At 57.0% G+C, this 1,075-nt stretch carries 1 protein-coding gene; it reads left to right on the top strand.

The annotated features are described in order from the left end of the window. Positions 1-15: 15 nt before the first annotated feature. Positions 16-1,075: hypothetical protein (locus AC1D1Z_RS37715; protein ID WP_477853947.1), on the top strand; the 1,060-nt coding region annotated here is incomplete at its 3' end.

Here is a 1,075-nt window from a genome sequence, read left to right as displayed (position 1 = left end):
AGGCAGGAGCGCATCATGCAGCATAAGGTTGTTCTCAAGGTCTCACCGCCCAGCTCGTTCGCTCGCGCAGTCGCAGAACTCGATCATCAGGTTGAGGCACGGGAATCCGGTACCAAGATGCGCCGCACGACGCATGAATGGTTCGGCCCGGGTACCCACGCATCAATGGAGATTGTCGCCAACGAGCCCGGCGATAAATCCACTGTGACTGACGTCAGCTACATCTGCAACGCGGACCTTGCCGGCTTGCTTCTGTGTCGGCGCGCCTACACCGAGAACTACGCGGTCCCGCAAGCGTTGCCCATCGTGCTGAGCCTCTTCAAGGCCTGGGTAAGGAAGCAGTATCCGGATTTGCCCGACAACGAGTTGGCATCTATCACCGCTGACGATTGCACGCTGGACTCCATCACTGCGGTCTATTACTTCAAGTTCGACAGTGAAACCGAGGCGTTCCGGGCTTTTCAGAATCTTCTCAATCACGCGAAGGTGACGGACAGCAATGACAGCTATCCGCATCCCAAATCAACGACGAAGGGTCCGCGTGTACGCAGCGACGACGGAAGCCGGCACGCCTTCACCGTGGAACTGATTCACCTTCCTCACCTCAAGAGCTTCGGCCAAGCGCGGGTGCATCTGGCTCGCGACTATCAGGAGAGTCCTTACAGCTTCGGCAAAATCGCCCCACAGTTGCGAGAGCCCATGCGTGCAAGAGCGCGCTGCGTTCTCTGTGTTGAGGTCACAGTGGATGTGAGCAAGCAATTGCACTTCGGCGAGGAAGCTACGTACCAACTTCCAGCCAGGTACGACAAGTGGAACAAGGATGACTATCCGAATGACCCGTTTAGGATCATCTGGGAGGCAACGCGTTATGCCCTGTGGTTGAACCTGCCACTGGCTACCGATCAGAGTGATGTGGATCGTAGCCGCTTGACCGACGGCGCCAGCGCCGTACTGGACGCCTACTTCGCAGGCAAGAATTTGAAGCGGCTGGACTGGTTTGATGACGACGATGCCTTTCTGGACTACCGCAAAGAACTGCTCGACGAGGCCAACATCGACATTCTGATTCCTTGGG

The organism is Rhizobium sp. P1_E1, from assembly GCF_056406015.1.
The sequence above is the reverse complement of the archived record's forward strand: the minus strand, read 5'-3'. Positions and strand labels throughout refer to the sequence as shown.